11 protein-coding genes and 2 pseudogenes are annotated in these 14,230 nt (G+C 61.2%); 2 read left to right on the top strand and 11 right to left on the bottom strand.

Features of this window, described 5'->3' with window-relative positions:
* Window positions 1-8: 8 nt before the first annotated feature.
* Window positions 9-281 (bottom strand): hypothetical protein, encoded by a 273-nt coding sequence (locus D3Y57_RS05670; RefSeq protein WP_121152186.1) that lies wholly within the window; start codon window positions 279-281, stop codon window positions 9-11.
* A 60-nt stretch (window positions 282-341) separates the two neighbouring features.
* Window positions 342-767, bottom strand: a complete 426-nt coding sequence (locus D3Y57_RS05665) for a hypothetical protein (protein WP_121152185.1) — start codon at window positions 765-767, stop codon at window positions 342-344.
* A 535-nt stretch (window positions 768-1,302) separates the two neighbouring features.
* On the opposite strand from D3Y57_RS05665, the gene argJ reads away from it, so the two are divergent.
* The gene (gene argJ / locus D3Y57_RS05660) at window positions 1,303-2,478 is read left to right on the top strand and encodes a bifunctional glutamate N-acetyltransferase/amino-acid acetyltransferase ArgJ (RefSeq protein WP_121152184.1); all 1,176 of its coding nucleotides are present in this window, start codon (window positions 1,303-1,305) and stop codon (window positions 2,476-2,478) included.
* Between the two features lie 4 nt (window positions 2,479-2,482).
* Window positions 2,483-3,094: a glutathione S-transferase family protein gene (locus D3Y57_RS05655; RefSeq protein WP_121152183.1), complete on the top strand. Its 612-nt coding sequence runs from the start codon at window positions 2,483-2,485 to the stop codon at window positions 3,092-3,094.
* Between the two features lie 12 nt (window positions 3,095-3,106).
* Here D3Y57_RS05655 and trxA read toward each other — a convergent pair whose 3' ends face one another.
* The 9 genes and pseudogenes from trxA to D3Y57_RS05620 all read right to left on the bottom strand — a co-directional run bounded on the left by trxA (window position 3,107) and on the right by D3Y57_RS05620 (window position 14,223).
* Complete coding sequence (gene trxA, locus D3Y57_RS05650) at window positions 3,107-3,427, bottom strand: thioredoxin TrxA (protein ID WP_121152182.1); 321 nt, start codon at window positions 3,425-3,427, stop codon at window positions 3,107-3,109.
* Between the two features lie 50 nt (window positions 3,428-3,477).
* Complete coding sequence (locus D3Y57_RS21315; protein ID WP_347400411.1) at window positions 3,478-3,849, bottom strand: PD-(D/E)XK nuclease family protein; 372 nt, start codon at window positions 3,847-3,849, stop codon at window positions 3,478-3,480.
* Window positions 3,846-5,033, bottom strand: coding sequence for a 3'-5' exonuclease (locus D3Y57_RS21310; RefSeq protein WP_347400410.1), 1,188 nt, complete (start codon window positions 5,031-5,033; stop codon window positions 3,846-3,848). Before D3Y57_RS21310 ends, D3Y57_RS21315 begins: the two co-directional genes overlap by 4 nt.
* Window positions 5,006-6,892 (bottom strand): UvrD-helicase domain-containing protein, encoded by a 1,887-nt coding sequence (locus D3Y57_RS21305; RefSeq protein ID WP_347400409.1) that lies wholly within the window; start codon window positions 6,890-6,892, stop codon window positions 5,006-5,008. Before D3Y57_RS21305 ends, D3Y57_RS21310 begins: the two co-directional genes overlap by 28 nt.
* 9 nt (window positions 6,893-6,901) lie before the next feature.
* Window positions 6,902-9,822: pseudogene (gene addB / locus D3Y57_RS05640) on the bottom strand (double-strand break repair protein AddB).
* A pseudogene (locus tag D3Y57_RS05635) lies at window positions 9,815-10,536 on the bottom strand (nucleotidyltransferase family protein). The pseudogenes addB and D3Y57_RS05635 overlap by 8 nt, the downstream one beginning before the upstream one ends.
* Entirely contained in the window at window positions 10,533-11,507 is a 975-nt protein-coding gene (locus D3Y57_RS05630) for an aminoglycoside phosphotransferase family protein (protein WP_121155498.1), read from the bottom strand. Before D3Y57_RS05630 ends, D3Y57_RS05635 begins: the two are co-directional and overlap by 4 nt.
* Window positions 11,504-11,944, bottom strand: a complete 441-nt coding sequence (gene tsaE / locus D3Y57_RS05625; protein ID WP_121152181.1) for a tRNA (adenosine(37)-N6)-threonylcarbamoyltransferase complex ATPase subunit type 1 TsaE — start codon at window positions 11,942-11,944, stop codon at window positions 11,504-11,506. Before tsaE ends, D3Y57_RS05630 begins: the two co-directional genes overlap by 4 nt.
* A complete protein-coding gene (locus D3Y57_RS05620; protein ID WP_121152180.1) occupies window positions 11,944-14,223 on the bottom strand; it encodes a sensor histidine kinase in 2,280 nt (759 codons plus the stop codon). Before D3Y57_RS05620 ends, tsaE begins: the two co-directional genes overlap by 1 nt.
* Window positions 14,224-14,230: the final 7 nt, after the last annotated feature.

The raw sequence follows: 14,230 nt of genomic DNA, 5'->3' as shown, positions 1-14,230 counted from the left end.
TCGCGAAGCTAGACGCGCAACCGCATTGCATAGATCGGGGCATCGGTCGGCGAAATCGCAACCACAGTCCGGGTCGCAACCGTGACGCCAGCCTCAGCCGCATCGACAATCCGGGGCAACCCCGTAACCGGCCGCCGCGCCTGAGCCGCCTCTGCCGCCTTAGGAGCCAAAACCCCCACAAGCCCAACCGCCTGATGCGTCTGCGCCAGCGCCGGACGCGCAACCGCCCCCGACCCGACCATCGCCGACAACAAAGCAGAAAGGAGCAACAAAAAGCGCATCGGAGACACCCTTACGCAAACAGTGTTAACGCGTCCAGAACGGGTTGGGAGAGAAATGGTTTAGCGGCTCCAGGGCAGTTTCCATTTTTTTGCCACCGATGAACTCGCATCATTCGGTAACACTGTTGGAGTACGCTTGAATGAGGCTGGAACTGGCGTGATCCAGTGCATACCGTTGATTAAATTATTTGCGTTCTCGGAAGCGCTTTCTTGAAATAACAGCACGACATTATAGAACGTGCAGCGCTCGAAATCACAATCCAAGAATGCTATTGCTGATGATGGGACTGCATCGTTAGCGATAATTACTGCATCAAATTTAGAAAAACTATTTGCGACGAGCTTTCCAGTACCCTGATTGATAATTAGGATATTTGCAGGTCCAAGTATTTCGCAATCAATAAATTTTTTGTGACGAACGACTTGCTCCATTGGATTACACAAGTCGGCTATGGCTATCCGCTGAGCTTGAAAAATATTGTCCATTGGATTGAATCGATCTGTCTGTCGATAAAATCGGCTTTTCACTGATGCCGTTACCCATAGTCCTCGCCCCAACCGGCCAACGAGTATGCCCCAGCCATTACAAGCATACCTCCAAATCCGACACCGACCCATGAAAGAGGACGATATTGAATAAGAAATTGTGATGCGTGCGCGGCCCATGCAGGAACGCCAAAACTTACTACCCATCCCACTGCCGCAAGAACCTTCTCAAAGTTCTCCCAAGTCCATGTCAAAGACTTTCGAATTGGATTCATCACGTCCCCCCACTTTGTTCGATATGTTCCAACCGACTACCGGATTAGTCGATTGATAATACAGACGATGCGCACTGTAGCATCAGCCTTTGCGCAAATACGTCATACGCCGAGAAATATTTGAGAAGGGTTGAGCGCGCATCAAAATGGTTTCATTAAAATCAGGCTTGCGACCTTCCAACCGACGATTTCTAAGCTAAAAGCACCCCCATGTCCTCGCCCATCTCCCCCTCGCCCGCCCCTTCCCCGCGCTCGCCGACATCGCTGGCGCAACCCCGCGCACCGCCCGCGCGGGTTATAAGAAATGGGACCGCACCGACCTAACCTTCGTGGAACTCACCCCCGGAACCGCCGTCGCGGGCGTCACGACGCAGAGCAAATGCCCCTCTCCCGAAGTCGAATGGTGCCGCGCCGCGCTGACTCTCGGCCATGCCCGCGCACTGATCGTCAACGCCGGGAACGCCAACGCCTTCACCGGCAGCCGTGGCCGCGCCGCCGTCGAAGCAATTGCCGCGCGCGTTGCGGGGCAACTCGACTGCCAGCCCTCCGACGTGTTCATCGCCTCGACCGGCGTGATCGGCGTGCCGCTCCCCATCGACAAGGCCGAAGCGGGGCTGACGGCCGCCTTCGCCGCACCCGCCTGTTCATGGCAGGACGCGACCAACACCATCGGCACCACCGACACATTCGCAAAGGCCGCGCAGACGCAGGCCGTGATCGGTGACCGCACCGTAACCCTTGTGGGCATCATAAAGGGCAGCGGCATGATCGCGCCCGACATGGCGACGATGCTCGGCTTCATCTTCACCGACGCCGCCATCGCGCCCGAATTGTTGCAGGGGATGCTGACCGCCGCCAACCGCGCGACGTTCAATTGCATCACCGTCGACAGCGACACATCGACCAGCGACACCGTGCTGGCCTTCGCCACCGGAAAGGCGGGCAACGCGCCCCTAACCACCGTCGACGACGCGGGAGCCGACGCCTTCGCCGCTGCCCTTGCCGACCTGTGCCGCCAGCTCGCGCACCTCGTCGTCCGTGACGGAGAAGGCGCGACCAAGTTCATCGAAGTCCGTGTCGAGGGCGCAAAGTCGGACGCCAGCGCCCACCGCATCGCGCTCAGCATCGCCAACTCACCGCTGGTAAAAACTGCCATCGCCGGGGAAGACGCGAATTGGGGTCGCGTCGTGATGGCTGTCGGAAAAGCAGGCGAACCCGCCGACCGCGACACCCTGTCCATCCGGTTCGGCAACACGCAAGTCGCCCGCAATGGTCTGGCTATCGAAGGGTATGACGAAGCCCCCGTCGCCTCGCACCTGAAAGGCACTGACATCGAAATTGGCGTCGATATCGGCCTGGGCGAAGGTCGCGCGACCGTGTGGACCTGCGACCTCACCCACGGTTACATCAGCATCAACGCCGATTACCGGAGCTAATGCGATGCTTACAATTTGGGGACGCCTGAACTCGCACAATGTTAAGAAGGTCGCATGGTTCGCACATGAACTGAACATCGATCATGTTCGTCATGACGTTGGCGGCGCTTACGGAATGGACACGCCCTATCTCGCGAAAAATCCCAATGCGTTGATTCCGACTATAGAGGACGGCGACTTCATCCTCTGGGAATCGAACGCAATTTTGCGCTACCTGGCAGCAGGTTATGGTGGCGAAACCTATTGGCCGACCGACCCGGCATCCCGCGCTCGCGCCGACAAATGGATGGATTGGCAATTTACTTATGCCGCAGCCCAGCATCGTGCATTCGTCAACCTGATCCGAACACCCGTCGATCAGAGAGACGAAGCATCCATCGCCCGCTCGGCAAAGAATTGCGCTGGAAAAATGGCGCTATTGGACAATGCGTTGGGCATCAGTCCGTGGTTATCGGGCGACAGCTTCGGGATCGGCGACATCCCGATGGGCGTCTATGCCCATAGTTGGTTCACCCTCGCGATTGAGCGGCCAACGCTGCCCCATGTCGAAAACTGGTATGCCCGCCTCCGTGCGCGGCCCGCCTATGCCAGCCAGGTTATGATCCCGCTGACATAGGCGATTGCGGACTTAAAGCTCGCTTTCCAGCCAACCCTTAAGCTGCGATTTCGGCGCAGCACCAACTTTGGTCGCGGCAGGCGCACCGTTCTTGAACAGGATCATCGTCGGAATTCCGCGCACGCCGTATTTGGCCGGAGCATCGGGATTGTCGTCGATGTTCAGCTTCACGATGGTGACTTTCTCACCCAGTTCTTCCGAAATTTCCTCAAGGCTCGGCCCGATCATCTTGCACGGCCCGCACCATTCGGCCCAGAAATCGACGAGCACTGGCCCGCTGGCACCGATAACGTCTGTGGCGAAACTGGCATCGGTAACTTGAACGGTGGCCATCTAAAATCTCCTGAATGTCGAACAGTATCTAGGCACCGGATCAGCGCTTCTCAACTGCCAACGGGCAAATTCTCAATTGCGTCGATAAAGCCGGGCTTCCAGCGTTCCAAAACCGCCCCCGACAATCGGTGTAAAACCGGTCCTGCGCTGTATAAAAGCGCCGCGCTAACTGCCCGATCCGGAAATATCTGCGCCACCACAGCAACATAAGCAGCCATCTGTCGAAGATGATGCACCGGCACAGCATCCGCCCCACGCGGCACCCGTCCGGTTTTGAAATCCACAATCGTCACGGTCGCGTCGGTCACGATCAGCCGATCCACCACGCCCGACACCACCACGCCATCGACCACCCCCGCAATCGGAGCCTCCGCCAACGCGCCTTCTGCAAAAACATCCGCAAACGCCGGATCATCAATCACGCCGAGCGCCGCATCGACCAACGCAGCATCGCCCAGCCACGCCAGGCCCGCAGCCGGTCGTTTCTCGATTGCAATTCCCGGCAGCCGCTCAAACAACCCATGCAACCGCTTTCCACGCTCCGCCGCATCCGCCTTGCCCGCGCCCCCGGCGGGCTGGCGACCAGATCCACACCCAGCGAAGACGGCGCCAATGGCCGGGGAGGCCGCGCCTCTACCGGGGCCGCAATCCGAAACCACGCCGGCACATCTATCCCAGCCACAGCCGCCGGGCCGTCAGCATCCGCAACCACCCGCTCCGACCGAAGCCCCACAGCATAATCAGCCCGCGATCCCCAAACCGCATCGGCCACACCGACAACCTCCAACCGAGCCAGCGCCCGCCCAATCGCCGCGTGCCAGCTCTCCACCGGAACAACCCCGTTCGCCCGCTCGCCAAGCGACCCAGCCACAACCAGCCGCTCCTCCGCCCGCGTCATCGCGACGTACAACAGCCGCCAATGCTCCCGCCGATCCTTCGTATCCGCCTTGCTCGCGGCATCCTCCAGCGACGCAACCAAAGCCCGCTCCGCAGCACGCGGCCTGAACAACGGAACCTCTGCGGGATAAAGACTATCCAAAACCCACTCAAACCCCCGCGCCCCGCTCGCATCCGGGTCGCCCGCCGCATCGGCCAGCACAACCACCGGTGCCTGCAACCCCTTCGCGCCATGCACCGTCATCACCCGAACCGCATCGCCAGCGCCCATCGCGTCACGGACAATCTCACCCTCGCCCCGGTCGAACCAGTCGAGGAATCCCTGCAACGAAGCCGCCCCCTCGCGCCCGAATTGCAGTGCTGCATTCAACAATTCATCAATCGGATCGCGCGCCTCCTCACCCAGTCGCGCAATCAGTTTCCGCCGACCCTGCAACGGCCCCGACAGCAAAGTCTCCAGAAATTGAAACGGCGTAACCCGGTCCGCCGCATTCAAAATCGCCAGCAAAGCCTCTCGCGTCGCCCCTTCAGGAACAGCATCCCACAATGATCCCTTGCGCCCATGCGCCGCCGCAAACAGCGCATCCTGATCCCAGCCCATCAACGGCGAAACCAACAGCGCCGCCAACGTCAGATCATCTCCACGCTGCACCGCAAAGCGCATCGCCGCCAGCAAATCCTTCACCGCCAGCGGAGCCTGCAACCGCAACCGATCGACGCCCGCAACCGGAACCCCTCCGCCTGCAATCGCGCCACCAGCAATGCCGCCAACTCACCGCGCTTCCGCACAAGGATCATCACATCTTCAGGCTGCAACCACTGCTTCTTGCGCTCCAGCCAGACGCGCTCCTCGCCCCCAACCGCCAGCCAACCACGCACCTGTTTCGCAAGCGCCCCGGCCAGCTTACGCACATGATCCTCGACCCAGCCCTCTTCGCTATCGTCCTCGCCCGCGCTGTCCCCGGTCAACGGATGCAACAAAGTCACCGCCCCAAAACCACCGGCCGCCGACACATGAGGCTCCGACGCTTCAGGCAAGCCCAGCGCCGCATGACCCAGTTCATCCAACAGCTTATCAACCACATCCAGCACTGGCTGCGAAGACCGGAACGAAGCATTCAACGATAGCTGAACAATCTCCCGCCCCGCACCTTCCGCCTGCCGGTCAAACCCAATCCGCGCCGCACGATAATGCTCCGGGTCTGTCCCCTGAAACCCAAAGATCGCCTGTTTGAAATCGCCAACCGTAAAGATTGTCCGCACGAAATCCTCACGCGCTCCGTCTCCTGAGAAAAACTCCGAAGCCAGCCCCGCAACTATCTGCCACTGACGCAAATTCGTATCCTGCGCCTCATCGACAAGAATATGATCGGTCGCCTGATCCAGCTTATACCGGATCCAGTCGCCAATCCCCGGTTCGCCCAACAGACGCACGGTCATGCGGATCAGATCGTCGAAATCGACCAGCCCCCGCGCCCGCTTCGCCCCATCATAAGCCCGCGCATAGCGCCGCCCCGCGTTCAGCGCAGACGAAACCCCCGCCGCCAGTGCAGCCCGCGCCGCCAGCCCACAAAGTTCCCCGCACCAGTCATTCAACCGCTCTCTCAGCGCCGGAAAACCGGGGTCTTTCGGCCCATTTTTCCGAAACTCGCCGTCCTTGTTCAACCAGACCAGAGCAAGATCCGACAGCTCAACAGCCCGCTGTTCAGCCGACCCCAGCAACCATTCGGAAATCCGATCAGCCGCCGCCTCGCCGGTCTTGGTCGCCCAACCCGCATACATGCGCGCCAGCTCCAACAGCGCATCCCGGTCGAACGCCCCATCGCTACAGGCCAGCGCAATATCGCCCGCATCGAAATCCGCGGGGACATCCATCGCCCGCCGCACCAACGCATCCAGCCCCTCGGGTAAAGCCTCCAAAGCCTCACCAGCCCGCGCCGCCCGCGACAGAAAACGCCGCGCATCATCCTCACCCAATCGCCGACTCAGCGCACTCAAATCACCGAGCAACCGCTGGTCGCCCTCCCGCTCCGCCGTGACGACGACATCGGCCAAAACGCTCTGGCCCAGAGCCGCTTCCTCGCGACCCTCGATAGGTCGAAACCCCGGAATCAATCCGGCTTCCAACGGAAACCCCGCCAACAAAGTCTGGCAAAATGCATGGATCGTCATGATCCGCAGACCACCCCCACGCGATTCCAATACCTTGGCAAACAACGTCCGCGCATTTTCCCGCTCAGCAGGCCCGGAAGCCTCCCCCAACGCCTCCAACTCGCGGAACAACATGGTGTCGTCCAACCGAACCCACCACGCCAACCGCTGATGAACCCGCTCGGCCATCTCCGCCGCGCCCGCCTTGGTAAACGTCAAACACAGGATCGAATCCGGCCGCGCGCCCCGCAACAATAGCCGCAAAACCCGCGCCGACAGAACGTAAGTCTTCCCCGTCCCCGCGCTGGCCGACAACCAGACGTGCTCCTCCGGATCGGAAGCCGTCCGCTGCTGCCCCTTCAACGGGGCATGAGGAGAAACGAGCGAAGCCTTCACGAACAGGTCACCAGCACCCACGAAACCAGATCAATCCTCACGGCCATACCATTCATCCCGCCGCATCAACTGATCATAATCTTCATAAACCGCATACTCAGGCACCAGCTTCGCCGTAAAAGCCTCATCCCCCGTCAGCCATTTCCCCGCAGCCTCCGCAAACTGCCCCGCCGAAACGCTCACGAAATCCTTAGGAGCCAAGTCCGAACGCCCCCCAACCGGCGACGTCACCTTGCCAAAACCACCCTTGCCATCACTCGCCAGCGACCAATATTCAAACGCCCCCGCCGTCCCCGAAACCCCGGCAAACCCGCCACGCTCGGCAATCAGGCCCAACAACCCAAGCTGCATCGAAAACCCGGCGGCCACGGCCTTTGGCGACGGAGCCTTCCCCGTCTTATAATCGACTACGGCCAGCGCCCCGTCGATCCGGTCCACCCGATCCGCAATGCCCGTCAAAGTAACGCCCGCAATCTCCGCCTCGCCCCGGATTTCGCTCGCAATCACGGTCCGCCCCTTCGACCGATCCTCAGCAATCCGCACCGCGATCCAGTCAATCGCCCCCATCAAACGCGGCTGCCACAAAGCTCGCAACAACGGATGCGTCCCCGCATCGTTCAGCAATTCAGTCACCCGCCCGCGCAACTTCGCCGGATCGAACCCGTCATTCTTCGCCCATTTATCCAGCACAGCATGAACCGCCGTCCCCCGCCACGCTGGCCCCGGATCGGCGTCAATCGCGTCCAATACCGGCAGCTTCAGCATCGCCTTCGCGTAAAACGCATAAGGGTCCGCCTTCAGCCGATCGACATCCGTGACCGAAATCCGACGCGGACGAATATCCGCAGGCGGCGTCGGCGCAGGCCGCTTCGTCAGCTTCGCGCGTTGTTCCGGTTCATCAATCGCCGCCGCCAGATCGACCAGCTTGGTATCTGCCTCGATCCCGCCCGTCATCGCGTCCAGTCGCAACCAGAACCGCGACGCAATCGTCGGCGACCGCGCATCCCGCTTTGACCGCGTAATCAAAACCTCACGCCCGCCCAGCGCCGTCGCCAGATCATGCGCCGCCAACCCCACGCGCCGCTCAAGCCCGCCAAGCCCCAACTCAATCCGAACCCGTGGAGCGAGCCAAGGGTCAGGCGAAGGACTGGCCGGCCAAACCCCTTCGTTCAACCCACCAAGCACCAGCAAATCCGCCTGTTGCAGCCGAGCCTCCAGCAACCCCCAGATCGAAATCCGTGGATGCCCACCCTGCGGAGGCCGCACCGCAATCTCACCCATCAACTGCCTCAGCAGCGGGACCAGAGCATGCGCATCGAAATCACGCGGCCCCTCGCGGCTGTTCGCAGCCAAAGCATCGAACAAATCCGCCGCCGCACGGCCCGCCGGACCTGCCCAGGCATTATCGCCAGCAATCGCCTGCACGCACACCCGGATGGCCTCGACCAGCGAAGCCAGCGTCGGATGCGGTTCGGCAAACGCCGTTTCCAGTGGTTCAAAATACGAAACAGCGCCCCGAAACCAGATATTCGCCCGATTCCGCCGCGCTTTCGTGCGTTCTTCATCGCCAGTCAGAAACGCCGACAGCCCCGCCAACCCCGGAGCAGGACGCGGTCCCCTTACGGCAAGATCAAGGTCACGCGCGCCATCCAGCCAGTCAGCGCGCGCCTCGGTCATAACCAGCGGATGCTTCACCAAAGCCAGCAAAGCGACCGGAGCAAACCGCTCCACAGCCGCCGTCGCCACCGCCAAAATCAACGTCCCCGAAGGCGTGTCACTCAGCGCGCGGCCCGCCGAGTCATCAGCCTCGATGCCCCAGCGTTTCAGATGCGCGACAACCCGTTCCGCCAGCACCCGGTCAGGGGTAATCAGTGCGGCAGTCTTCGCGGGCGTTTCCAGCGCTTCCCGCAAGGCAATCGCAATCCCCTGCGCCTCATCGGCAGGCGTCGCGAACACCGCATTGGTAACGCCTTTCAGCCTAACCTGTTGCGGTGGAAGCATATTCCATTTCGCGGTAAACTGTGCCGGCGCGAAAGCATTGGAAACCGCCCGCGCCCGAACCGCCAGCCTTGCGCGCCCATCGCCCCACCGCCAACGCTTCACGTCAGTCCGCGCAACCCGGATATCGTCAAGCACGGCGCGAAGGTGATGCTGTGGGTGGCTCTCGATCGCGTTGTCCTTGATCGCCTCCCATTCCTCATCGGGACTGGCAAGGTCGATTCCCGGAAGCACGACCATCCCGCGTTCCATACGAGAAACCGTATATACCAAATTCGTCACCAGCTTGGCCGAACTCGTAATTCCCGCGGCGATGACAAATCCCGGAGGTGGCGAAACCGCCCAATTATCCGCCGCCCGCCGCAGCAAAATATTCCGCCGCGTCACGAGATCGATCCGGCCGATCCGCTTCAATTCGTCAGGCCAGCGATCAAGCAGCACTCCAAACAGATCGAGCGATTTCCGCCAGTGAACCGACAACTCCTGTGCGACCTGAACGTCCCTCAAGCGGCTCGGCGCAATCTCCTCCGCCAACAACTGATCCAGCGTCGCCGCCAACTCGGTCGCCAGCCTCAACGCCTCAGCAGCATCGACCGGCGACCGCGCAATCGCCCGCTCCTCCTGAATCAACCTCGCCAGGATAAACCGTCGCTGCAACGAATCGACCGCTGGCGGCACCGGTTCCGCATCAGCCGGATCGAGCGCTACCCCAGCGCTTCCTCTCCGACATCCCCAACGGGCACCAGTCGCGGCAACAGTAACCCGCCCTCGGCTCGCCGCACGAATGCATCGGTAATCGCTCGCGCCGCCCGATTGTTGGGGACGAGGATCATACCCCGCGCCAGCTCCATCCGATCTCGTCCGAACATCGCGATCAACCCATTGACCAGCGCGTCGGCAAAGCTCCGGTGAACGGGGATCGTGTAAACTGCTGGCGAGATCCGCTCAGCCATCGTTGAGGATGGCTTCGGTCTTTGCAATGGCACCGGGTGTCCCGACATCGAACCACAGCCCCTGATGGACGACGCCAAAAGCGCGCCCCGTCGCGATCGCGCGATCCCAGAATATATTGGTGGAGAATGCGTCCGATGGCGGATCGACCAGCAGCCGTTTCGAAATCAATTGCACCCCCGTAAACACGAACGGCGCGATCCGCCCCGGCCTGCGCCGCGAAATCCGCCCGATTGCATCCATATGAAAATCGCCCATGCCGCTGTGGCAATTCGCCCGCGCCAGGGGAACCAGCAGCAACAGCGCATCCATTTCCGCATCATCCCAGCGGTTCGCCAGCAGGCTGATCGCATCGGTCGGCCCATCGACCCACATATTGTCGCTGTTGACCGCCAGCACCGGGTCTCCGCCCAACAGTGGAAGCGCCCGGATCAATCCCCCCCCGTCTCCAGCAACTTTGCCCGTTCGTCCGAAATCGCGATGTCCAGACCGTGGGTGTTACGTTGTAGATGTGCCTCCAGCGATCCCGCCAGATAATGCACATTGACCACTGCTCGCGTGATCCCGCTTGCCGCCAGCCTGTCCAGCGCATGGTCGATCAGCGCCTTACCCGCGACCTTTACCAGTGGCTTGGGGCGGCTCGCGGTTAGTGGACGCATCCGCTTTCCCAGCCCCGCCGCCATCACCATCGCAGTCGTGGGTTTCTCCACCGTCATTCCGGCACATGAACCAACGCAGCCGCGCGTTTTTCCGCCGGCACATTTTTGGCAAACCATTCAGCGACGTGTGCGAGCGCCGGATGCTCCAGATCACGCTCCAGATAGGCCCAGACCCGCGGTAGATAGTTCAAATAGCGCGGCTTGCCATCGCGCTTCCACAGCCGGGTAAATATCCCGAGGATTTTCGCATTCCGCTGCGCACCCAAAATAGCATAGGCCGCGTCGAAGTCCGCATCGACGGCGTTATTATACAGCGCCCGCATCTTTGCCTCCAGCACCGGCGACACATCGCGGCGGGCGTCCTGCAACAGCGATACCAGATCATAGGCCGGGTGCCCCGCCAGCGCGTCCTGAAAATCAAGCAGCCCCAGTCCCGCCAGTCCCTCACGCCCTTCGATCAGCATGATATTCTCTGCGTGATAATCGCGCAGAACCGTTACCACTGGCCCGTCGGATAAAGCGTCGAACGCGCCGTCCCATACCGCACGATAACCCACTTCATCGACCGTCAGGCCGACCGCCGGGCAATACCATTCGGTGAACAGTCCGGCCTCACGGTACATTTCCTTACGCGAATAGGGCGGCAAGTCCGCTGCTGGATGCTGATGCAAACGGGCCAGCAACCCGACGACTTCGGCATAAATATCATATTCGCAATCGGGGTCGGCGTCGACCACCTCCCGCATCCGCGCATCACCAAAATCCTCTAGCAAGACGAACCCATGATTAAGGTCACTGGCGAGGATCGCGGGTGCAGAAAAGCCCAGCCCGACAAGATGCTCGGCAATCCGAATGAAAGGTCGCGGATCTTCGTGTGGAGGGGGTGCATCCATCAATACGGCTTGCCGACCCGGAGCGACGACCCGGAAATATCGGCGAAACGAGGCATCACCTGCAAGAGGCAGGATTTCTGCTCCTTCCCAGCCCGAACGCGTTAGAAAATCAGGGGCGGCGGCGGGAGGAATCATAGGATCGGCCATCGCCCCTTCCAAGACGGCGGCACCCGTGCTGTCAAGCGTCGTCCCGTTCCCTCGACCGCCAGATCTATCAACAGCGCGTCTTCCCACAGTTGCGATCCCATCCGCTCCGCCCATTCGATGACAAGTGCATTGTCCTCACGCGCATCATCGAGGCCGAGCTCATCGACTTCCGCCATTTCGTCCAGTCGATATAGATCAATATGCCAAACCGGCACCCGGACGTCGGGGAAGGCATAGGGGATAACCAATCCAAAGCTTGGACTCGGAACTTCTCCCTCGAACCCCAGCCCCTCGATCAACCCACGGGCAAAACCCGTCTTTCCAGCGCCAAGCGGCCCCGACAGCGCGACGACATCACCCGTCGCTATCACTTTCGAAAGCAGCCGCCCGGCATTCTCGGTCGCAGCTTCGTCAGCGAGCCACATCAGCGCGTCAGTGTAATCTGGACGGCGGTGCCTTCACCCGGCTCGGCCATGGCCGTGACCCGGCCCCCAGCCGCCCCGACCAGTGAACGGACACGCGTCAACATGGCCGGATCTGAACCGGAGCCAGGACCATTGTCGGAAACGACCAGCAAAGCACCCTCCGAAGTTCCGCTTGCATGAATCAGGATTCGACCTTCCGCCGGCGTGTCCGCAATCGCCCCGGCGAGTAGCAGCCCGATCGCATCCCTCAACGGTTTTGCATCGCCGGCTACACGACCCGTATCGGTACTAAAGTCACGAACCAGTTCCTGATTTTTATCTGCAATCGCTGCCTCATGCTCAACGGCAACGGCATCTAGCAACTGGACGAGATCGACTGTCTCACGATCGACGGCAATCAACTTGGCGTCACTTTGGGTCATTTGCAGCACGTCGTCGACCAACAGCCCCAGTTTTGCCACCGATTCCAATATGGCTTTCACATAGTCACCCGCCTGATCGCTCAACGTCCCGGCATATCCTTGCGACAACATTTCCGCGAACCCGCCGATCGACGTCAATGGCGTACGCAATTCATAGCTCATGTTCGCAACGAACGCCGACTTGACCTTGTCGGCGGCTTCCAGCGCATCGGTCCGATCACGCAGCGCACGTTCGATCCGGCGACTGTCGGTAATGTCCAACATCGTGAAGAGTGCATTGCCATCGGGCAAAGGCACCGCCGCGAATTCGAAATGGCGACCGTCTTTCAACGCGACCCGTCCGCTCCGCGCCTTGCGTTCTATGGTCGCGGTGCGCACCAGATCACGGATAAGCGATGCACGCTGCGGGCTCGACAAGCTCGGCGCGGCCGCCTCTGCCAGAGTATCGACGCGCGGATGTGAAGCCAGCAGCGCTTCGTCAAAACCCCATACCTCACGGAACTTGTTGTTCCAGACATGGAGCCGACCGTCGCCCGCGAATACGCCGATTGCCTCGAACAGATTGTCGAAGGTTGCTTCACGCACCCGGAGCAACGTGTCGCGTGCACTGGCAAGCTGGACCTGTTCGGTACGATCCTCGAATATCAGCAGCAAGCCGCCATCGGGCAATGGCTGGGCGACGACGCGCAGGTGCAATCCACCCGCCAGCAACCATGCCTCTTCGGTCGCACCGTCGGCGCTCGTGAACCATTCGCGTCGTTCCGCCTTCCAGCCCGGAAAGTCGCGTACTTCGGGAACGCGTCCAGCTTCGCGCATTCTTTCAAGCACGCGATCGAATTCTGGACGGTCGGCCACCCATTCGGGTTTCAGTGCAAACATCCGCTGGAACGGCATGTTGCAGAACGTCAGGCTGCGGTCGGCTCCGAACTGTGCGACTCCTGCCGATAATCGGTCCAGCGTATCGCGTTGAGCATCTGCAAACCGGCGAAACGCACCATTGGCGCGTTCCAGATCGTCATTGTCCAACGCATAACCTGCGACTCCTGCGTCACCGAGTGGCACGTCCACAATCCGCACCGACCGACGCTGTCCGGCGATGGTGGCTGGTACGATCCGTGACCGGACCTCCCCCGCATCACGCGCGGCAGATGCTGCGGCGATCGGCCCAACGCCGCCTGCTATCTCAACAAGTTCCAGACCGCGCGCAACGGCATCTTCGGCGCTGGCGGCATCGACCGCCTCGACATACGCCCGGTTAACCAGCGTCAGACGCAGGTCGGGGCCGCGATGCCACATCGGGATAGGGGCCGCTTCGATCAACTGTGTCAGGGCGTCGAACGCTCGGGTCAGGCGCGCGACTTCACCGCCCAGTTTTCCGATCTCGACCTGGCTTTCGGTGGCATCATAAACCCAGACCAGCACGCCGCCGCCAATCGCCGCGGGGGCTCGGGCACCGCGCATCAACAGTGTTCGGCTCGATTCCTGCGGACGCATCGAGCGCACGAACGGTTTTGCGCTTTTTTGGGCAGCGGTGACGTCTTTTGCCAGCGCGGTGGCGTCTTCGTCGGTCAGTCCGTTACCGGTGCCTGCGAAATCAACCACGAAATTGGGCACCCGACCAAGGCCAAGCCAGTCACCAAGCTTGTCAGGAGCTTCGACCCGGCCGTCGATACGGATCAGCATGGGAACGGACGGAGACGCACCCAGCAACTGGCTTAATCGCCCGGCTTCGGCCGCAGCATCGCCTGCGCGTCGCCGCATCAGCAGGCCGGTAACAACGGCCCACACGGCGGCAATCGTCCACAACGCAATAATGATGCCCGCGATCGCGGCTTTGCCGGTCGTGAGCGTCAGCATGAGGGAA

Origin of the sequence: Sphingomonas paeninsulae, from assembly GCF_003660165.1 — a bacterium.
Classification (GTDB): domain Bacteria; phylum Pseudomonadota; class Alphaproteobacteria; order Sphingomonadales; family Sphingomonadaceae; genus Sphingomonas_O; species Sphingomonas_O paeninsulae.
The sequence above is the reverse complement of the archived record's forward strand: the minus strand, read 5'-3'. Positions and strand labels throughout refer to the sequence as shown.

Bases quoted from the DNA above. Each gene is read 5' to 3' on its own strand.
- trxA (WP_121152182.1), bottom strand. From the start codon at position 3,427: ATGGCCACCGTTCAAGTTACCGATGCCAGTTTCGCCACAGACGTTATC.
- tsaE (WP_121152181.1), bottom strand. From the start codon at position 11,944: ATGTGGCTCGCTGACGAAGCTGCGACCGAGAATGCCGGGCGGCTGCTT.
- D3Y57_RS05665 (WP_121152185.1), bottom strand. From the start codon at position 767: ATGGACAATATTTTTCAAGCTCAGCGGATAGCCATAGCCGACTTGTGT.
- D3Y57_RS05670 (WP_121152186.1), bottom strand. From the start codon at position 281: ATGCGCTTTTTGTTGCTCCTTTCTGCTTTGTTGTCGGCGATGGTCGGG.
- D3Y57_RS05655 (WP_121152183.1), top strand. From the start codon at position 2,483: ATGCTTACAATTTGGGGACGCCTGAACTCGCACAATGTTAAGAAGGTC.
- D3Y57_RS05630 (WP_121155498.1), bottom strand. From the start codon at position 11,507: ATGATTCCTCCCGCCGCCGCCCCTGATTTTCTAACGCGTTCGGGCTGG.
- D3Y57_RS05620 (WP_121152180.1), bottom strand. From the start codon at position 14,223: ATGCTGACGCTCACGACCGGCAAAGCCGCGATCGCGGGCATCATTATT.